Consider the following 20,435-nt stretch of genomic DNA (forward strand, 5'->3'; position numbering starts at 1 on the left):
AACAAATTCGCATACCCCGCTTTCGCGCTTGCGGGAGCAAGAGCGAAAGGCAAGTGCTGTGAGCGGCGACGTAGGAGCCGAGCACAGTGCTTGAGTGCTTGCACCGGGGTAGTTGATTCTGGGCGTCTTATTCTATTATAAATATTTAAATCTGATCATCACTACTTATAATGATATTTTGCACAGAGATTTCTTTCTCTGGGAGATCATAGCACCTTTAGGAATCTCTTTCATTATCTTCCAGTGTATTTCTTATCTTATGGATTTATATCAGGGCAAGGCTCAGACCAGCAGAAATTTTCTGGATTTCGCCCTTTATATTTCTTTTTTTCCAAAACTTTCTCAGGGACCTATTGTGAAATACAAGGATATGGAGACACAGCTGAAATACCGTACTATAACTTTTGACAAGTTTCTCAGAGGGCTGGAAAGATTTATTATGGGCCTTTCCAAAAAAGTATTGATCGCAGATATTTTAGGCCAGACATCCAGCAGCATTTTTTATAGTATGGGGATGGGGATGGATGCAGGAACTGCCTGGATTGCTCTTATCAGCTATTCTTTCAGCCTTTATATGGACTTCTCCGGATACTCAGATATGGCCATCGGCATGGCTGCTATGATGGGATTTGAATTTAAGGAGAATTTTAATTTCCCCTATCTCAGCACTTCAATAACCGAATTCTGGAGGAGATGGCATATGTCTCTGGGAGCATGGTTCCGGGAGTATCTTTATTTTCCTTTGGGCGGCAGCAGAAAAGGAAATGTATACCTGAATCTGTTTGTGGTATTTCTGGCAACTGGAATCTGGCACGGTGCAGCCTGGGTTTATCTCTTTTGGGGAGCCATGCACGGTGTCTGTGTAGTTGTGGAACGATACATTATGAAAAAAAGCTGGTATGAAAAAATACCGGTATTCCTCCGATGGGCTGCAACCTTCTTTATTGTGAATATTGGCTGGATAACCTTTAATGTGACAAAATTTGATGAATTTACAGAGTTTTTAGGATACCTGTTCGGTATGGGAACGCCTATTTCCTTTACAGGGCTGTTTTACCTGACACCTAGATTAGTGACTTTATGGGCAGTTGTAATATTAGGGACTCTGATTTTCAGCAGGAAAAAGGTCCAGGTACAGCTGATAAAGTGGAATGAAGAGTCCCAGGTGTTTAATGGGATTAAATATGTATTCCTTCTGGGATGCCTGTTCCTTTGCTTTGTTACTTCCGTTTCTGAGGGCTATCAACCCTTTTTATACTTTCAGTTTTAGGAGGCCGGTGAATGAAAAAAATAAAAATATTGTTTTTGGGGATTTTATGCGTGGCTCTGGTGCTGCCTCTTATATTTTTCAATTTTGAGAAGAATTATGCATCACCTATTGATAACCGAATGCTTACAGAGTGGGACCCTGCTGGTAGAGATGTAACTGAAATGGTGGAGTCCTATATCAATGACCGGATTGGATTCCGGACAGAGGCTATTGATGCATATACAGAACTGAATGATAAGGTGTTTGGCATGATGGTCCACCCTACTTACACTTATGGAAAAGACGGATATGTATTTTTTCAGATGTCTTACGAAAATCCGGACCCTGTATTTGTAGAACTTTTCTGCGCGTATCTGAGACAGGTTCAGGACTATTGCGAAGAGCGGGGTGTTCCCTTCATCTATTGTCTGAACCCCTCCAAGATCACCATATATCAGCAATATCTCCCCGATGGATATATTTATCAGGACAAGCTGAACCAGATGATGTATGAAAAGCTGGAAGAGTATGGGGTAAATTATATTACAAACGAATACCTGCTCAAAGAAAAAAGTGAAACAGAACAGGTATATAATGTCAAATACGATGCAGGCCATTGGAACGATTTAGGAGCCTTTTATGGCACAAATCATATTCTGGAAAAGGTTTCGGAATATTTTCCAAATGTACAGCCCAGAGATTTGACAGAATTTGAAATAGGAACAGTTCACGAGGACAGTCTTTCAGTTTCTCATTTTGCCATTGATGAAGACGTGCCGGCCTTCTGGGATAAAAATCAGGGAAATATCCAGGACCTTACAGAAAATTACAGAAGTATGAAACTGGACCAGAATTATAATGCATTGTTCTGTCTTGCCAATCACAAAGAAGGGGCAGAGGAACTTCCCAGAGCCCTTGTTTTCCAGGGCAGCTATTATAACGAGAGAACCCAGTACATGCAGTCTGCTTTCCAGGAATATGACGCAGTGCATAACTATGAGAACTTTTTAGACTTTGACTATTATTTTAATATTTTCCAGCCGGATTGCGTGATCCTGGAGACGGCAGAATATGCGACCAATGGAGCTTACTTTTCTTATGAAACTCTGGAGAATAAGGAACTGAATCCAAAACTTGATACAGAGGCTTTTGGAGATGAGTTTATCTCTCTTCAGGATGCAGACTATACAGTGACAGAAGAAGGCAGTCTGGTGACAGTTTCCCTGAATCTGGACGAGGCAGCAGAGAGAGGATACCTGATCATAGGAGACCGTCAGTTTGACTTTTCCATAGATCAGGAAGGCAATACTTCAGAATGTACCCTTGACGTCAGATATTTCCAGGAAGACCTGGCCCAGATATTTTTTCATTATACCTTGCTTTTACAGGAAAACAAGGTATAATATATTTAAGTATGCGAAAAATTTCAGGAGATATTGAATCATGAAGATACCATTTTCACCACCGGATATCACGGACGAAGAAATAAATGAGGTTATAGATACATTAAGAAGCGGCTGGATCACTACAGGACCAAAAACAAAAAAGTTTGAAGAAGAGATAGCCGGATTCTGCCATACAGAAAGAGCCGTATGTCTGAATTCCGCCACAGCCTCTCTGGAGCTGTGCCTCCGGATACTGGGAATCGGTCCGGGAGATGAGGTGATCACAACTGCATATACCTATACTGCAAGCTGCAGCGTGATCTGCCATGTAGGCGCAACTCCGGTTCTGGTAGACACGATCCCAGGTTCCTATGATATGGACCCGGAGAAAGTCCGGGAAGCAGTTACAGAAAGGACTAAAGGGGTAATCTGCGTAGATCTTGCCGGAATCGTATATCCTTATTATGAAGAAATCTACAAGATCGCAGAGGAAAAGAAGAGTCTTTTTACGCCTTCCGGAGAAATACAGGAGGCTTTGGGCAGAATGGCTGTCTTGGCAGACGGAGCCCATGCCTTTGGGGCCAGCTATGATGGAAAAATGTGCGGAGAGATTGCAGATTTTACCAGTTTTTCCTTCCATGCAGTAAAGAATCTCACAACGGCTGAGGGAGGCGCTGCAGTATGGAAGAAAATTCCGGGAATCTCCAGTGATGATCTTTATAAAAGATTTATGGACTACTCTCTTCACGGACAGACCAAAGACGCCCTGGCAAAGACAAAGCCGGGAAGCTGGGAGTACGACATTGTAGCCCCCTATTATAAATACAATATGACGGATATCATGGCTTCTCTGGGGCTGGCTCAGTTTCGGAGATATCCGGCTCTGCTGAAGAGACGCAGGGAGATCATAGAAAGGTACAATGCAGGATTTAAAGATCTGGATATCCAGGTACTTGAGCACTATGGAGAAAAACATACTTCCAGCGGACATCTGTACCTGACCAGACTGCCTGGAAAGAGCAGAGAGCAGTGTAATATGGTCATTGAAAAAATGGCTGATGCAGGCATTGCCACCAATGTACACTATAAACCGCTGCCAATGATGACTGCTTATAAAAATCTGGGCTTTGATATAAAAGACTATCCAAATGCCTACCATATGTTTGAAAATGAGATTACTCTGCCCCTTCATACTTGCCTGACCGACGAACAGGTAGAGTATATCATAGAAAACTATAGAAAAATTATCGAGGAGCTGTAAGCCATGTTGAAGGATTGGAACAGCCTTCCTGAATCAATGAAGAAGGAAGAGGTAAAAAAATATTATAGAGAACTTTCCAGGAAACGCCCGGCACTTGCTGCCAAGCGTTTTCTGGACGTGGTTATGGCACTTATCTTAACGGTTCTTTTGTCGCCCGTAATGCTTATACTTGCAATATGTATCAAGCTGGACAGCAAGGGGCCGGTTTTTTATCGCCAGGAGAGGATTACCCAGTATGGCAGGCCCTATCGGATCTTTAAGTTCCGTACAATGGTGGCTGACGCAGATAAAAAAGGTCCTTTGGTCACCAGAGGGGGAGACTCCCGGATCACCAGAATGGGAAGAAAACTGCGGAGCTGCCGTCTGGATGAGATTCCTCAGCTTTTCAATGTGCTGAAAGGGGAAATGAGTTTTGTGGGAACCAGGCCTGAGGTCCAGAAATATGTGGACAGCTATACGCCGGAAATGATGGCCACTCTTCTCCTTCCAGCAGGGATTACTTCCAGGACCAGCATTGCCTATAAAGATGAAGAGGCAGAAATTGACCGTTATAAAAAAGAAACGGGGAAAGAAACAGAAGAAATCTATATTCATTATATTCTGCCGGAAAAAATGAAGTATAATCTGGAATATATCCGTTCTTTCAGCGTGCTGGGAGATCTGAAGATCATGATAGACACAGCCCTGGCGGTAATAAGATAGACAGGAGATAGTTATGAAGAAAAAAATAGCAGTAATTTCCATGGGAGTAAAGCTAAACGGTGAGAAAGGATACAGCCGTTTCCGCTATATCGGAGATTTTCTTTCAGATGCAGGATATCAGGTAGATCTGATCACCACCACATTTCAGCACTGGGAGAAAGCTCAGCGGGATATAGATGCCATTAAGAAAGAAGACTACAAATTTCAGCTGAAATTTATCTATGAACCGGGATATAGGAAAAACATAGATTTAAGGAGAATACGCAGTCACAGCATTGCGGCAAAAAATCTTACAAAACTTCTGGAAAAAGAAGGAGACTATGACCTGATCTATTGTGAGATACCGCCTAATGATGTTGCCCTGGCAGCGGCAGAATATGCAAAAAAGAAGGGAATACCCTTTGTACCTGATGTAAACGATCTGTGGCCGGAAGCCATGAGGATGGTCCTGGATATTCCTGTGGTCAGCGATATCCTGTTTTATCCTCTCCAGAGAGATGCAGAAAAGGTATATTCTCTGGTGTCCGGCATTATTGGAACTTCCGATGAATACAGGGACAGACCTTTAAAAAATCAGAAGCTGGATGTTCCCAGAAAAACTGTTTATGTGGGAAATGAAATTGCAGAGTTTGACAGAGGCGTGGAAAAATACGGACCGGAAATCCAGAAACCAGAAGGAGAGTTCTGGGTCTCCTATGCAGGAACCATCGGTACCAGCTATGATATCCGTACTATGGTGCTGGCAGGCAAGGAGCTTCTGGACCGGGGAATGTCTCAGATCAAATTCAAGATTCTGGGAGGGGGCCCCTTGAAAGATGAACTGGAAAATCTGGCAAAAGAACAGGGCTGTGTCAATGTGGAGTTTGTGGGATACGCTCCTTATCCTAAAATGGCAGCCTATCTTGCCAAGTCCGACATTCTGGTGAACTCCTTTGTAAAAAAGGCGCCTCAGAGTATTGTAACAAAAATCGGCGACTATCTGGCAGCAGGAAAGCCAATGATCAATACCTGTATGAGTCCGGAATTCCGCCAAAAGGTGGAAAATGACGGGTTCGGCATCAATATTCTGCCGGAGGATGTGAAAATCCTGGCAGATGCCATTGCAGAACTCTATGAAGACAGAGACGGCTGCAGGATTATGGGAGAGAAGGCCAGAAAGATTGCAGAAGAACAGTTTGACAGACCGGAATCCTATAAGAAGATAATTGAGTTGATCGAGGAGCTGACTTGATATGGACAGACCATTTTTTACAGTTGTTATGCCGGCCTATGGAGTGGAAAAATATCTGAAAAAAGCAGTGGACAGCATCCGGAGCCAGACTTTTGGAGACTGGGAGCTGATCATTGTGGAAGATGGATCTCCAGACCGGACAGGGGAGCTGGCAGACCGTCTGGCAGGGAAGGATTCCCGGATACGAGTAGTTCATCATGAGAAGAACAAAGGTCTCAGTGAAGCCAGAAATACCGGAATCTGCCAGGCAAGAGGAAAATACATTTGGTTTATGGATCCGGACGATTCTGTAGAAGAAAGCCTTCTTCAGGAGGTCCAGGGGGCTCTGGAGGAAAATCCGGCTCGTTTGACAGTGTTTGGACATGTGGAAGAGTATTATGAAAAAGACGGCAGCTTTTCCTACGCCCATCCGGTAAAACCCAGGAGACGGCTCTGCAGAAATCAGGCGGAAGTCCGGAAAGAAATCCTTCCTCTGGAGCAGGAGACCCTTTATGGATATGCCTGGAATAAAATTTACGATTTAGACTATATCCGTGAAAAAAAGCTGAGCTATGAAACTGTTCGGCTGATCGAGGATATTGTATTTAATATTCAATACTGTATGGATATTGACACTATGAATCTGTTGGACATTACCCCCTATCACTATGCAAAAAGGATGGAGGGAAGTCTGACTACGAAATTTGTGCCTGATTATTATCCCCTTCACAGGAGAAGAATCGCCATGCTCTATGAGCAGCAGAAATACTGGGGACTGGATAACCGGGAAAGCTGCTCTGTGCTGGGCAGTCTGTATGGGAGATATATTCTTTCCGCTTTGGAGAGGAACTGTGATAAACGGGCAGAAATGAATCATGGAGACAGGAAAAAGTTTTGCCGGGAGATCTTTGCAGATCCTCTTTTTAAAAGGCTGATACCGGCAGCGGAGGCCAGAGACAGCAGAGCCTTAAAACTGGCACTCACCTGTATGAAGGCAAAATCTGTATTTTTGTGTCTTGCCTTTGGAAGGGCAGTCCATCTGGTAAGAGGAAGCCTTCCGATGTTGTATTCAAAAGTAAAGTCTCAGAGATGATAAGATTCTTATGCCGGCAGAAAAAACCGGCAGGACAATAGAAAAATCAAGTAAGAAAGCGCAGGTAAACGAGATGAAAAAATATGATTATGTATTAGTTGGAAGCGGTCTGTTTTCAGGGGTCTTTGCCTATCATGCGGTAAAGGCAGGAAAAAAATGTCTGGTGATCGAAAAAAGAGATACTGTAGGCGGAAACCTGTACTGCGAAGACATCGAAGGCATTCATGTGCATAAATATGGAGCTCATATTTTTCATACCAGCAATCGGAAAGTATGGCAGTTTGTGAACTCTCTGGTGGAATTTAACCGTTATACCAATTCTCCGGTGGCAAATTTCCATGGAGAAATGTACAATATGCCTTTTAATATGAATACTTTCAGCAAAATGTGGAATATCAGCACTCCGGCAGAAGCAAAGGCCATTATAGAGAAACAGAAAGCCAGCATCCAGGGGGAACCTAAAAATCTGGAAGAGCAGGCCATCAGTCTGGTAGGAGAAGATATTTACAAAAAACTGGTGAAAGGCTATACAGAAAAACAGTGGGGAAGAGACTGTAAAGATCTGCCGGCATTCATTATCAAGAGACTGCCTGTGAGATTTACCTATGACAACAATTATTTTAATGACCTGTATCAGGGAATCCCTATCGGAGGTTATAATGTGCTTATCGAGAAACTTTTTGAAGGCTGCGATATAGAGACTGGCGTGGATTTCAACGAAAACAGGGAAAAATATAAGAAACTGGGAGAAAAAATCCTTTATACAGGAACCATTGATTCTTTCTACGATTACTGTTTTGGCAAACTGGAATACAGAAGCCTGAAATTCGAGACAGAAGTGCTGGATGAGGAAAATCATCAGGGTGTAGCAGTAGTAAACTACACAGACAGAGAAACTCCTTATACAAGAATCATTGAGCACAAACATTTTGAATTTGGAACTCAGCCGAAAACGGTCATCACCAGAGAATATCCGGCAGACTGGCAGGAGGGTATGGAGCCTTACTATCCAATCAATGACGAAAGAAATCAGAACCTGTACCAGCAGTATAAGGAATTGGCAGATAAAGAAGAAAATGTCCTCTTCGGCGGAAGGCTGGCAGAGTATAAATATTATGACATGGATAAAGTAATTGAATCCGCCTTTAAGCTGGTAGAAAAGGAATTATAAGGAGAAGGGGAGCAATGGGAAAACTCTTGTCAATAGCTGTACCATGTTATAATGTAGAGAAATACCTGCGAAAAGGGTTAGAGTCTTACTTTGATGAACGGCTGAAAGATAATTTAGAGGTCCTGATCGTTAATGATGGGTCATCTGACTCTACAGAAAAAATAGCAAGAGAATATGTAGAAAAATGCCCGGAAATTTTCCGGCTGATAAATAAGGAAAATGGGGGCCATGGATCTGCTGTAAATGCTGGTATTGAAAATGCTGTTGGAAAATATTTTAGAGTAATTGATGGAGATGACTGGGTCCATACAGAAAATTTAGTTATATTTCTGGAAAAATTAAGGGAAATTGACACAGACATGGTGATCGATGAAAAGAGAGAGGTTCATATGGTCACCGGGAAAACAAAACTTTTTCCAATCCCATCTTATGTTCCAGTGGATCAGAGCTGTTCTTTTGAGGAGATATGTACTAGAGAGGATATTGGATCTTATATCATGATACATACTCTGTCAGTTAAAACGGAACTTCTGAAGAATAACAAGATAAAACTTCAGGAACATGTTTTCTATGTAGACTATGAATTTATCGTAAAAGCCACCTGTCTATGTCAGACTGCTATTTTTTTTGCTCTGGAAATCTATCAATATTTAGTAGGCAATGTAAATCAAAGTGTATCCAGTCAGAATTATGTAAAAAGATATGGTCATCATGATATTGTTACAAAAGAACTGCTGCGTTATGAAAAAGAACAGGGCTTTACCGGAAAAAGAGGAGAATATCTGGAGCGGAAAGTAAACCTGATCATTCATACCCAGTATAATATTTCCTTGATCTTTAATAAAGATAGGAGAGCGGGGAGAAAGCAGGCAGAGGAATTTCGGAAATTTTTGAAAGAAAATTATCCGGATCATGAGAGAAAAACACGGAAGAGATATTATGAAGCTCTTATCCTGCATTTTCTGGGAGTGGATTCAGAAAAGCTGGATAAAATCATGGGGAGAGGATAAAAATGAGACAAGAACAGGGAGTCTACTACTTTACCATTGCCTACAAAGTAGCTTTTATAATTTTGATGATGCTTAGCGCAGTACCTTTTATTCATGAGATCATATCTCCTTATATCCGGATCATACTTGTGCCAGGGGTGCTGTTAGTTTTGTATGATCTGGTTCTTGGCGGAAGAAAATTGTGGAAGGCCCAAGGTGTGGTTACCCTTGTTTTATTTGCAGTTTCCTATGGGATCACGATTCTTATAAACAGGGAGCTTCATTTCGTTGAAAATGCAAAGGCTTTGCTTTATATGGGGATTATTTTCCTTACACTTTATGGCTTTGATCCCCAAATGCCGAAAGAAAGAAAAACACTGGAACTGCGAGTTGTTTTGAGCAGTGTTATGATTGCTACTTTTATACTTTCCAGTATCTGCCTTTTTACCTATCTTTTTTCATATAACCTGACTTATATGGACGGGGAAACACCCATGCATATCGGTATGTATGATAATCGGCTATGGGGATTGTACAATCCGAATACAGGAGCTACACTGAATGTAATGTCGATTATGATCTCGCTGATACTTTGGGAGAGCTGTAAGACCAGAAAAATATTGGTGAGGATCCTTCTTGGAATCAATATGGCAGTACAGATTCTGTGTCTGATCCTTACCCATTCACGGGCACCGATCCTGATAGGAATAGGCGGGATAGCAGTGTATGTTTTCTTTGCTTTTGCAAGATTTAAGGGCTGGAAGAAAAAAGGACGGAGGTATGGAAAAGCAGTATTAGTCGGGATTTTAACTTTTTCATTGCTGATGATTTCTGAAAATGTCCTCCGGAGCGGATTAAGCTATCTTCCTCCGATTATTGCAGAAACAGTAGTAGGTAAAACGGAACAGGGACAGGGATCCCAAGAGACAAAACAGAAAGCGGCAGATACAGGAAAAGATAAAAATGTAAAAGCTTCACCAAAGAAAGTGGACCTGTCACGGAAAGAAACCGAAGAGGAACGGGCCGGGGGACTGCTGACAGGTCGGGTGGATCTGTGGCAGGCAGGTGTTCAGGGATTTTTAAAAGCCCCCATCTTTGGAGTGTCAAGAGAAAATATTTATGACAGTTGCCAACAGTATCTGAATGATAAGACCTGGCAGTCGAGTCTTGATGTAGGGGGGCTTCATAATATTTATCTGACCGTTTTGGTTTCTTCTGGAACTGTTGGATTTACGATTCTGGCCATTTTTATAATTTTAACATTGAAAAAATTTTTTCGGTATGGATTTCGAAAAAGAGGGCTGGAAGAAAATGTATACTTTAGAGGTGTGGTGCTTCTTTTGGCACAGTTTGCAGGAATGGAAATGATGGAGGCTAGGATACTTTACCGGGTGGGGATTTTTTATGTTTTCTTCTTTTTAATCTACGGATATGCAATGTATTTTGCCCAGAAGGATGAAGAAGAAAACAAAATGGAGAGTATATGATATGGCAGAGATTACAGTGATCGTTCCGGTATATAACTGTGAAAAATATATAGGAGAATGTATCCAGTCAGTTATAGAACAAACTTATACAGACTGGAATCTGATTTTGGTAAACGACGGATCAACGGATAAAAGCGGTCTTATTTGCAGGGAATATGCAGAAAAAGATCACAGGATCCGAGTGATAGATAAGGAAAACGGAGGAGGCGGCGGTGAAGCGAGAAATACAGGAGTAAAATATACGGATACTCCATTCCTGACTTTTCTGGATTCAGATGACTGTTATCTTCCAGAAATGCTGGAATGCCTTATCCAGGAACAAAAACAAGAAGATTACGATGTAGTGATCGCCGGATATGAGGAACTGCTGGAGGAGACGCAGACCATAGGAGAACGGGTGTGCTATCCTCGCCGGCAGTTAAGAGGAAAAGAGCAGGTCAGAGATTTTTTTGTCCGGCATTATCCGGAAGGATTGCTGGGTTTTCCCTGGAATAAGCTGTATAAAACAAGTATCATAAAAGAAAATAAAATTTCTTTTCCTAAAATGCGACGTTTGGAAGATGGTATTTTTAATGTGCTTTATTTCCAGTACTGCAATTCTTGCAGTATTTTGGATCAAATACTTCACCGATACAGAGAAAGTCGGCAGGTCGAGCTGAGAAAACTGCCTTATGATTTTTATGACATTATGGAAATATTTGTATTACAGTATTTTGAGACCATGAAACAATGGGGATATAAAAGAGCGGACAGTGAGAAAAGCATGATCGATTATTTCCAGAACGATTTTGTGTGCTGTCTGGAAAATATTTGTCTGCCAGTCTGGAAAAAGAGCTGGAAAGAGCAGAATGAATATTTTCAGAAACTTCAGAAAAAGAAATTAGTATCCTACATGTTGAAAAAAGATAGAAAGGCTACAGGACGGTATACCCAGTTGGTGCTGAGATTGTATGAAAAACAGCGGTATGTTCAGATGCGATCCTGCATTTGGGTAAAAAGAATATTGAAGACAAAATATGCCGGCCTTTTTCACATATTAAAAGGAAGATTGAATTAGCATGAACAGAATAAAAGATAAAATTATGGAGAATCCTTTTGCTGCAAAGTTTTTATCAAATACAGGATGGCTTGTTTTTGATAAGATTTTTCATATGGCGCTCTCTTTGTGGGTTACCAGGGAGATGGCCCGGTATCTGGGTGTTGAAAACTATGGGATTTTAAATTATGGCCTGGCTTTCGTGGAGATATTTACTATAGTCTGTAAACTTGGGATTGATGGCATTCTGGTAAATGAGATCATCCGGAAAAAAGACCAGGCAGGAGAACTGTTGGGGACAACTACTGTATTGCGTCTGCTTTCTAGTCTGCTTTCATTAGTGATCACTGGAATTTTTGTCTGGATATTGAATCCGGGGAAGATGCTGATATTAGCGGTTACCTTGATCCAGTCAGTTTCTCTGCTGTTTGTGGCCTTTGATACGCTAGATTTTTATTTTCAGTCTCGTCTGCAGTCAAAATATACGGCAATAGCCAGGAGTATATCCTATCCGCTGGTGTGTCTTTTGCGGCTTGTATTTATTTATGCAAAAAGGAATGTAACCTGGTTTGGGTGGGCAACAGTTTTAGATGCCCTGACTATTGCAATTGTCCTATTTTATTTTTATCGAAAAGAAAACTGTCCCAAGATATCTTTTTCTTGGGAGACAGCCAAATATCTGTTAAAACACAGCTATCACTTTATTCTGGTAAATCTTTTAGTGACGATTTATACACAAATGGATAAACTGATGGTAGGTGGTCTGGGAAATCAGTGGGAAGTTGGTATCTACACTTCTGGTATGACTATCGCTAATTTGTGGATCTTTGTGCCAAATGCGATCATTGATTCTGGACGGCCGTTGATCATGAGCAGAAAAGCGGCTGGAGATGAAAAAGAGTATCAAAGCAGATTGGGACTTTTGTGTATCGGAATCATTTGGATCAGTATCTTGGCAGGGATCTTCTTCAGTATTGCCGGTAAATTTGTTATCTGGATCATATACGGAGAAGAATATATGGCCTCTGTTCCAGTTCTGCTTCTTTTAATATGGTCCCGATTATTTTCACTTATTGGATTAGTACGAAGCATGTGGATGCTCTGTGAAGGATATGAAAAATATATTAAATATTTTATCGGATTAGGCGCTCTGATCAATCTGATATTAAATACACTGCTGATCCCTCAATATGGTGCTGTAGGAGCAGCAGTGGCTACTTTGGCAACAGAAGTGATCTCTTCCTTCCTGGCAACAGGATGTTATAAGAAAACAAGACCATTTTTCTGGATGCTGCTCAGGGCTGCGGTATTTCGGAGAAAATAGAGAAGGCTAAAAACATTATTTTGCCACTTTAAAATTTTCTTAAAATTATAGATGTGAAAATCTACAATTTTAAGAAATTTTTTGGCAAAAAAGAGATTTTTTTTTGCTATTTTTAAGAAGTTTAAGAAAGGGATTATTTTCTGCAGTTTTTGGCATTAAAAAAATATGGAAATTGTAGAAATACAATATAATATATGCTAAAATGTTATAAGGTCATTAAGAATTTATTGCCTATCTATATGCGTTATAAATTGTTAAAAGGAGTTTGTAAAGATGAAGATTGCAGTGGCTGGTACCGGTTATGTTGGGCTGGTGACGGGAGTATGTCTGGCCAGTAAGGGCTATCGGGTAACATGCGTGGACGTAGATGAGGAAAAAGTAAAGATTATGCAGGAAGGGGTGTCTCCGATCTACGAACCGGGACTTTCTGAATTGATGATGGAAAGTATGGAAAATCTTACTTTTACCACAGACTATGCTGAAGCCTATAAAGATGCAGAGGTTATTTTTGTGGGAGTAGGGACTCCAGAGAAATCAGACGGTTCTGCTAATTTAACCTATGTATACCAGGTGGCTAAACAGATCGCGCAGTCAGCTGACAGGGACTGTGTGGTGGTGATAAAGTCCACAGTTCCTATTGGAACCAATGATAAATTGGAATCCTATATCCATGACAAACAAAAAAATAAAGATATAAAGATATACATTGCCTCCAATCCAGAATTCCTGGCACAGGGCACGGCTGTGAGAGATACTCTTCACGCATCCCGGATCGTGATCGGAACAGAGGAGGAGTATCCCAAACAGGTACTTTTAAAGGTGTATGAGAAATTTGAGGCACCCAAGCTGACTGTGGGAAGACGGAGCGCTGAGATGGTAAAATATGCCTCAAATGATTTTCTGGCGCTGAAGATCAGTTATGTAAATGAGATCGCAAATCTGTGCGAGACTGTAGGGGCTGATGTGGAAGAGGTAACAAAGGGAATGGGTCTGGATCCGAGAATAGGAAATCGGTTTCTCAATGCAGGAATCGGATATGGAGGCTCCTGTTTCCCTAAGGATACAAAAGCATTGAGCTGGCTGGCCAGATTTAACGATAAGGAAATCCGAACAGTCCGGGCAGCAATTGAGGTGAATGAAAGCCAGAAATTCAAGCTGGTAAAGAAAGCTAAAAAATATTATGATGATTTTCTATTCCTGAATATTGCTATTCTGGGCTGTACCTTTAAGCCAGGAACAGATGACCTGAGGGAAGCTCCTTCGCTGGTAAATGTTCCTCTTCTGTTGGAGGACGGCGCTCATCTGCGGATCTGGGATCCGGTGGGAATGGAAAACTTTAGAAAGAGGATAGGAGAAAAGAATATCTGCTACTGCAATACTATAGAGGAAGCATTAGAGGATGCAGATCTCTGTCTGATTTTTACAGAGTGGGATGAAGTGAAGAAACTGGATGTGAGAAAGTATAAAGAACTGATGAAGCGGCCGATTGTGTTAGACGGACGTAATTGTTATCCTTTGGAGAGGTTTGAAAATACCGGGATCACCTACGGATCTGTAGGAAGAAGAACTGTAAACGATATTAATTAAGAATGGAGAAACGGAATGAAGCTGATCATACAGATACCATGTTACAATGAAGCAGAAACCCTGGAGGTGGCTTTAAATGCCCTGCCAAAACATATCGATGGCATTGATGTGATCGAATATCTGATCATTAATGACGGAAGCACAGATAAAACAGTAGAAGTGGCAAAAAAATGGGGCGTAAACTATGTAGTAAACTTCAGAAACAATAAAGGCCTTGCCAGGGGATTCATGGCCGGCCTGGACGCCTGTCTGCGAAATGGTGCGGATATTATTGTGAATACAGATGCAGATAATCAGTATTGCGGGGCAGATATTGAAAAGCTGGTGCAGCCGATCCTGAGGGGAGAAGCAGGAATGGTAGTGGGCGAGCGGCCTATTGACCAGACAGAGCATTTTTCTCCATTGAAGAAAAAACTGCAGCATTTTGGAAGCTGGGTAGTGCGGAAAGCTTCCAGAACGGATATCCCAGATGCTCCCAGCGGATTTCGAGCCTACAGCAGAAATACAGCTATGCGTATGAATGTGATCAATGAATATACATATACCCTGGAGACGATTGTCCAGGCAGGAAGAAATAAAATGGCAGTGACTTCTGTACCGATCCGAACTAACGAGGAACTGCGTCCTTCCAGACTTTTCAGCAGTATGTTTGGTTATGTGAAAAAATCAATGCTGACGATCATTCGGGCCTTTATGATGTATAAGCCACTGGCATTCTTTACAGCTATCGCAGCAGTATTCAGCGTGGGCGGAATTGCACTGGGAATACGATATATCGTTTACATGGCTATGGGACAAGGGGGAGGACATATCCCTTCGCTGATCCTGGCAAGTATGTTGATCATTATCGGCGTCTTGGCGGGAGTGATCGCATGTCTGGGAGACGTGATTGCGGCAAATCGTAAACTGCTTCAAGAAATCCAGTTTGAACTGAGAAGAATGGATTATGGAAAAGGACATGAAGCGATGAAGCAGGAAGCCGAAGTGAAGGACAAGGATACAAATACAAACAAAGATGTGGTCTATTATGAAGAGCATAGTGAGATTGCATAAAATACAAGGAAAGAGTGCAAGGAAAAGATGAAGAAAAAATTACTGGTAACAGCCTCCACATTCCCGAGGTGGGAAGGAGATACGGAACCTAGATTTATCCTAGACTTATGTAAAGCATTAAATGAATATTTTGATATTACAGTTTTGGTACCTGCATGCCCCGGAGCAAAAGAAGAAGAAATTTTAGAGGGTGTTAAAGTAATGCGATATCATTATTTCCCTATTCATAAGTGGGAAACATTATGCTATCCAGGTGCTATTGTTCCGAGAATAAAAGAAAAGAAAATTAGAGTCTTGTTAGTGCCATTTGTGTTTTTGGGGCTATGGATGAGACTACATCGTATTATTAATGACTTTGATGTGGTTCATGCACATTGGATTATTCCACAGGGAATTGTACAGTCTTTCTTTAAAAAACCATATATAATTACGGGTCACGGAGGAGATGTTACTTCTTTAAATTTCGGAATAATAAAACATTTGAAAATAAGGTGCTTAAGCAGAGCGCAAAAAGTTACTGTGGTATCTAATGCATTGAAAAGGACCATAAATGAAATGGTGCCTAACGTTAGTGTGTTAGTACAGTCTATGGGATGCGATTTGAAAAAATTTAGTCAACAAAATAAAGTGAATAATTTCTTTTCTCAAAATGATAAAAAAGTTGCTTTATTTGTGGGCAGATTTGCAGAAAAAAAGGGTGTTAAATATTTAATAGAGGCCGTTAAAAAAATTGATATCCTTTTGGTTATAGTAGGTTCAGGTCCATTAGAAACTGAACTTAGAAATCAAGCTAAAAAATATCGAGATAAAATTATTTTTTTAGGGCCAAAAAGTCATAATGAATTACCAATAATTTATGCTTCGGCAGATCTGTTTGTAGCACCGTCTATTACAGCTGCTGATGGAGATAAAGAAGGGGTACCGACAACGATTATAGAGGCAATGGCATCTGGTTTACCTGTAGTAGCCAGTAATTCCAGCGGGATACCAGAAATAGTACAGGATGGATATAATGGGTTTTTAACAGAGGAAAAAGATGTTGAAGCTATTGGACACTGTATAAGGAACATTATAGAAAATTCTGAATTATCATCCAGACTTTCAAAAAATGCGATAAAAACTGCTGAAAAATATAGTTATGATAAAGTGGGAAAAATGTACACAAATATTATTAATGGAGATATCTAGATGGAGGAAAAATTAGTAAGTATAATAGTTCCTATATACAATTCAGAAGATAGTTTGAAAATAATGTTAGAATCTTTACTAAGACAAACTTATAGAAATATAGAAATAATTCTTGTAAATGATGGGTCGGAGGATCATTCAGGGGAAATCTGTGAATTTTATAAAAGTAAAAATTCACAGATTAAGTATATTCATATTAAAAATAGCGGAGTTGCTAAAGCAAGAAATTTGGGTATTAAATATGCAAAAGGAGAATATATCGCATTTGTTGATGCAGATGATGTTATTGATGAAGACTATATAAAAATTTTAATGTATTACTTACAAAAATATAATTTAGATATAGCGATTTGTGGTTATAGAAAAATATATTCATATGAGGATATCACAAAAGAAAGAAAAAGAAAAAGAAAATTAGCAGAGAAAAAAATAAGGATAATGGCAGGAGATGAAGCTCTGGAATTAATGTTATATCGTAAAATTTTAACTTCAGGCCCATGTGCAAAAATTGTAAAAAAGTCTATAGTTGTTAGTGGACTATTTCCGGAGGGAAAATTATATGAGGATTTAGGAGCAGTATATAAATGGTATGGCAGAGCAGAAAAGGTTGGTTATATTACGTATGAAGGCTACTACTATTTGCAACGCAAAGGAAGTTATCAACATTCAAAATATAATATAAAAAAATGGGATTTAATTGAGATTTCAAATGAAATCGTAAATTATGTGAGCGATAATAAAAAGGAGCTTATTAAAGCGGCTCATAATAGAATATTTATTAGTGCTATCCAAATATTTAGACTTATACCATTTGGAGTAAGTAAAAATCAGGTCGAGGAGTTAAAAGAAATTATAAAACTCTACAGAAAAGAAATGTTATATAATAAAAATGCAAAAAATAGTAGTCGATTATTAGCTTTAATTTCGTATATTAATATTGATAGTATTAGAATTATGGGAAAGGTATATGATTTCCTGCTAGAAAAATTAAAAATAAGAATGAATTACTAAGGAGAATGATGAAATATATATTAATTATTACACCAAATGGTATGCTTGGAGGAACAGAGAGATTTATTGAAAATTTTTATAAAGTTATGGATAAAAATAAATATAGAATCGATTTTTTACTATATAGAAAATGGGATTCGAAGTTTTTAAAAAAATTTCAGTCAGACGGATGCAGATTCTATTTTATGCCATATTATATAAAAAAACCGTTTGAATTCATTGGTGAAATGTACAAATTTTATAAAATTCATAAGGAATATGAATATATATATTGTCATGCAAATCATGCTTTATGTATGTTGTATACATTTCCAATATGGTGTTCAAAGGATAAAAAAATCTTTTTTCATAGTCATAATTCTACAGGAAACCATAAATTGTTGCAGAGGATATTATCTAATATTATAAAAGTTCGTTGTAATCGCTTGTTTGCTTGCTCTTTGGAAGCTGGAAAATATATGTATGGAAAAAATACTGATTTTGTTGTAATAAAAAATAAGATAGATATAGGAAGATATGCTTATAATCCAGTAATAAGAAGCGCATTAAGAAGAAAATATGGTATAACAGATGAATTAGTTATAGGACATATAGGTGGATTTCGAGAACAAAAAAATCAGCAATTTATTTTGAGAATATTAGAAGCTTTGCTGAATTTGAAGAATAATATAAATATAAAAGTGATACTTATTGGAGATGGTATTATGAGAAATAAGATCCAACAAGAAGTATCTGAAAAAAAAATGGATTCAAAAGTGATTTTTGTAGATGGAGTGGAGAATGTAGAAGAGTATTATCAAATGTTTGACCTTTTTGTTCTTCCATCAATATATGAGGGATTACCTTTCGTGGGGATAGAATCGCAAGCATCGGGTACCTATTCAATGTTTTCAGATGTGATTGATCCAAAACTAGCGATTACACCTTTAGCAAATTTTTTTAGTTTAGATAGTCCAGAGGTTTGGGCAAAATATATTATTTTACATATGGATGAGTTTAAAAATAAAAAAGATTATTCTGATTTACTTATAAAAGCAGGGTATGGACTAGATGGATTAGAAAAAGAGTACGGAAATGCTTGGGATTAAAAAAATATACTAGGCGGCCAGCTACGAAAAGCCAAGTATAAATTAGCAAAATATTTCTTTTAGGTATCGATGGTAAAAAAGGGTAACTTTAATAGAGCTCCTTTAGGGTGCTTAAAAAAATCTATCGATATTGAGGTATACAGATCTCTTAATCGAGGTTAAATTCTACTTTGTCAGTCAGCATTTTCTAGATAACTCTGACAAGTTTGCCGACACAATACCCAAGGGCATTGTAGTGAGTCTGGATCTCTGCCATCTTCTTATCATAGTAAGCTTTAAAGGTGGCATTGTTTTTTACTACATTGTGAGCTGTGTTGATCAGAGCATATTTGAGAACATAGGAGCCACGTTTCGACATCTGTATCCGCATGGTCAGAAAACTTCCGGATTGGTATACAGATGGATCCAGACCATCAAACGCCGGCGGCTTACTGGGGTTGGAAAACCGGTGAATATCACCGATTTCACTAAGGATGGTCCTACAGTTGATATAACCGATATTCGGATCGTCATGATGACAGAGTCATGGAACTTCATGATCTCAGTTATTTCGGTTTTAACCTTCTTTAATTAGCTATTCAGTAACTTAATCTGGGCAATGGCTTGAGTGATCTGAATAGATAAAGCACTGTCGTCAGCACTGACAGACTTCCGTGTGAGAACTCTTAATTTGTTTGCCTGCTCCTTTTTGAAGTGACCATGTGAGGCGGCCGTAAGGAGATGGCTTAGATGAGTCATGTACATGGAAGCAATGTCCTGAGGCGAAGGTGCCTCTTTCAAAAGAGCATAGACAGATTTTTGGTGCAGGTCTGATCTGAAGAAATAATGCAGTTCAGGGAATACCTGATTCACATAAGAAGTTAGCTGGATCTTCAAACGTGTCCGCTGCGTAATGGCTTTTTGCCGGAAGCGGCCAGGTTGTTTGAAATCCGTCAGGTCAAGGTCATAAAAAGTGACAAACCTGTAGGAATCCTGCATCATAAGAGTTTTAGCAATGATGTAAGTGTCGAACTTATCCGTCTTCGTTTTGCGTATATTGTTTTTACGCATGGAAGACGTCTTGGTCGGGTTAAGTACACATACATTAAAGGAACTGGCAACAAGGTATCGTATAAGGTTGTCGCCATAGTGTGCCGTAGATCCAAGACCAGTGATGGTGTTGTCAGATTCGAGTAAATCGAGTCTGGATACCAATATATGGAGAACTTTAGCGTCATTAGAGGATTCAAACGGTTCCATGAGTATTTTGCCATCAGAAGAAATAGTTGACGCAAAATGGTTGAGTTTGGCAATGTCAATACCAACGTAAATCATGAGGCAGTACCTCCCTTTCTAAAGTCTGATACTGTGATATCCACCAGCGATTATCATCGTAGACTTGATTGAAATATGTACTCAATAGAAATACTTCCGATAACATCCGGCACATAAACAATTCAGATAAAGGTAGCGCCAATAAACTCCTATAGAGTAGTCAAGGCTACAGGATCAAATTAAAAGTCCACAGAATCTGAATGTATTGGTGGACCACGATACTAGATTAAAAGAAAGGAAATATGGTGTTTAAGTTTCTATATACATCATACAAGTTAACTATGAAG

At 39.6% G+C, this 20,435-nt stretch carries 18 protein-coding genes; 16 read left to right on the forward strand and 2 right to left on the reverse strand.

The window, feature by feature from the left end:
* The first annotated feature begins 112 nt into the window (after nt 1-112).
* The 16 genes from B5G33_RS17510 to B5G33_RS17585 all read left to right on the forward strand — a co-directional run bounded on the left by B5G33_RS17510 (nt 113) and on the right by B5G33_RS17585 (nt 18,834).
* Complete coding sequence (locus tag B5G33_RS17510; RefSeq protein ID WP_087418557.1) at nt 113-1,270, forward strand: MBOAT family O-acyltransferase; 1,158 nt, start codon at nt 113-115, stop codon at nt 1,268-1,270.
* A gap of 11 nt (nt 1,271-1,281) precedes the next feature.
* A complete protein-coding gene (locus tag B5G33_RS17515; protein ID WP_087418558.1) occupies nt 1,282-2,652 on the forward strand; it encodes an alginate O-acetyltransferase AlgX-related protein in 1,371 nt (456 codons plus the stop codon).
* Nucleotides 2,653-2,692: 40 nt separating this feature from the next.
* Nucleotides 2,693-3,895, forward strand: coding sequence for a DegT/DnrJ/EryC1/StrS family aminotransferase (locus B5G33_RS17520; RefSeq protein ID WP_087418559.1), 1,203 nt, complete (start codon nt 2,693-2,695; stop codon nt 3,893-3,895).
* A 3-nt stretch (nt 3,896-3,898) separates the two neighbouring features.
* Nucleotides 3,899-4,597 carry a sugar transferase gene (locus tag B5G33_RS17525; protein ID WP_087268871.1) on the forward strand — a complete coding sequence of 233 codons (699 nt, stop codon included), beginning with the start codon at nt 3,899-3,901 and terminating at the stop codon, nt 4,595-4,597.
* 13 nt (nt 4,598-4,610) lie between these two features.
* Complete coding sequence (locus tag B5G33_RS17530) at nt 4,611-5,828, forward strand: glycosyltransferase family 4 protein (RefSeq protein ID WP_087268868.1); 1,218 nt, start codon at nt 4,611-4,613, stop codon at nt 5,826-5,828.
* A gap of 1 nt (nt 5,829) precedes the next feature.
* Entirely contained in the window at nt 5,830-6,900 is a 1,071-nt protein-coding gene (locus B5G33_RS17535; protein ID WP_087418560.1) for a glycosyltransferase family 2 protein, read from the forward strand.
* A 73-nt stretch (nt 6,901-6,973) separates the two neighbouring features.
* Nucleotides 6,974-8,071, forward strand: a complete 1,098-nt coding sequence (glf, locus tag B5G33_RS17540; protein ID WP_087418586.1) for a UDP-galactopyranose mutase — start codon at nt 6,974-6,976, stop codon at nt 8,069-8,071.
* Nucleotides 8,072-8,085: 14 nt separating this feature from the next.
* Nucleotides 8,086-9,081, forward strand: a complete 996-nt coding sequence (locus B5G33_RS17545) for a glycosyltransferase family 2 protein (RefSeq protein WP_087418561.1) — start codon at nt 8,086-8,088, stop codon at nt 9,079-9,081.
* A gap of 2 nt (nt 9,082-9,083) precedes the next feature.
* Nucleotides 9,084-10,547 (forward strand): O-antigen ligase family protein, encoded by a 1,464-nt coding sequence (locus B5G33_RS17550; RefSeq protein ID WP_087418562.1) that lies wholly within the window; start codon nt 9,084-9,086, stop codon nt 10,545-10,547.
* A 1-nt stretch (nt 10,548) separates the two neighbouring features.
* A complete protein-coding gene (locus B5G33_RS17555) occupies nt 10,549-11,604 on the forward strand; it encodes a glycosyltransferase family 2 protein (protein ID WP_158229649.1) in 1,056 nt (351 codons plus the stop codon).
* Nucleotide 11,605: 1 nt separating this feature from the next.
* Nucleotides 11,606-12,907: a flippase gene (locus B5G33_RS17560; RefSeq protein ID WP_087418564.1), complete on the forward strand. Its 1,302-nt coding sequence runs from the start codon at nt 11,606-11,608 to the stop codon at nt 12,905-12,907.
* A 273-nt stretch (nt 12,908-13,180) separates the two neighbouring features.
* The gene (locus tag B5G33_RS17565; RefSeq protein ID WP_087418565.1) at nt 13,181-14,494 is read left to right on the forward strand and encodes a UDP-glucose dehydrogenase family protein; all 1,314 of its coding nucleotides are present in this window, start codon (nt 13,181-13,183) and stop codon (nt 14,492-14,494) included.
* Between the two features lie 15 nt (nt 14,495-14,509).
* Nucleotides 14,510-15,547, forward strand: coding sequence for a glycosyltransferase family 2 protein (locus tag B5G33_RS17570; protein WP_087418566.1), 1,038 nt, complete (start codon nt 14,510-14,512; stop codon nt 15,545-15,547).
* A gap of 27 nt (nt 15,548-15,574) precedes the next feature.
* Nucleotides 15,575-16,735 (forward strand): glycosyltransferase family 4 protein, encoded by a 1,161-nt coding sequence (locus B5G33_RS17575; protein ID WP_087418567.1) that lies wholly within the window; start codon nt 15,575-15,577, stop codon nt 16,733-16,735.
* Nucleotides 16,736-17,746: a glycosyltransferase family 2 protein gene (locus B5G33_RS17580; RefSeq protein ID WP_087418568.1), complete on the forward strand. Its 1,011-nt coding sequence runs from the start codon at nt 16,736-16,738 to the stop codon at nt 17,744-17,746.
* A gap of 5 nt (nt 17,747-17,751) precedes the next feature.
* Nucleotides 17,752-18,834 carry a glycosyltransferase gene (locus B5G33_RS17585; protein WP_087418569.1) on the forward strand — a complete coding sequence of 361 codons (1,083 nt, stop codon included), beginning with the start codon at nt 17,752-17,754 and terminating at the stop codon, nt 18,832-18,834.
* Between the two features lie 187 nt (nt 18,835-19,021).
* Here the strand turns inward: B5G33_RS17585 and B5G33_RS22075 are convergent, their stop codons facing one another.
* Nucleotides 19,022-19,333 carry an IS110 family transposase gene (locus B5G33_RS22075; protein ID WP_330396733.1) on the reverse strand — a complete coding sequence of 104 codons (312 nt, stop codon included), beginning with the start codon at nt 19,331-19,333 and terminating at the stop codon, nt 19,022-19,024.
* Between the two features lie 71 nt (nt 19,334-19,404).
* Nucleotides 19,405-20,148 (reverse strand): IS110 family transposase, encoded by a 744-nt coding sequence (locus tag B5G33_RS17590; protein WP_242974756.1) that lies wholly within the window; start codon nt 20,146-20,148, stop codon nt 19,405-19,407.
* Between the last annotated feature and the right edge of the window lie 287 nt (nt 20,149-20,435).

The sequence above is a fragment of the Blautia sp. An81 genome (assembly GCF_002161285.1).
Taxonomy (GTDB): Bacteria; Bacillota; Clostridia; order Lachnospirales; family Lachnospiraceae; genus Blautia; species Blautia ornithocaccae.